This is a genomic window from Ruminococcus callidus ATCC 27760 (genome assembly GCF_000468015.1).
Classification (GTDB): domain Bacteria; phylum Bacillota; class Clostridia; order Oscillospirales; family Ruminococcaceae; genus Ruminococcus_C; species Ruminococcus_C callidus.
Genome location: NZ_KI260313.1, coordinates 796 through 1,196 on the forward strand (window position 1 = coordinate 796; position 401 = coordinate 1,196).

The window sequence follows — 401 nt, forward strand, 5'->3', positions numbered from 1 at the left end:
CGCAGAGCATGGAAATGAAGGTGCAGTAGGCATCCGCATCACCATCCTGTTCGACCGTGAACCACGGAAATTCCACCTTTTCATCCGATGAAATGATGTCCAGCGAATCTGTTTGAAAAGCAGCCTGAAAAAGGGCAGCCTTGTTTTCGCAGATCTGCCGGAGATTGCCCAGTGTATGTTCCGTGAGGAAATCGGCTGGCATCTGCACAGTTAAGCCTTTGGATTCCGGTTCTGATGTGTGCGGAACAGCATAGCCTCGACTTGCCAGTTCGGCAAGAAGCCGTTCTGTTTCCTTACGGTCGGCTTGGTCACTGATTTCCAAATCACCGGACTTGGTAACGGTGTAGCATTCCCCGATTTTATAGGCACAGGTGGGCATATACTGATATTCTGCCGTTGTT

General features: G+C 50.1%; 1 pseudogene. It reads right to left on the reverse strand.

Annotated elements, in window-relative coordinates:
* Positions 1-401, reverse strand: a pseudogene (locus RUMCAL_RS16920) (virulence protein); the annotation flags it as partial.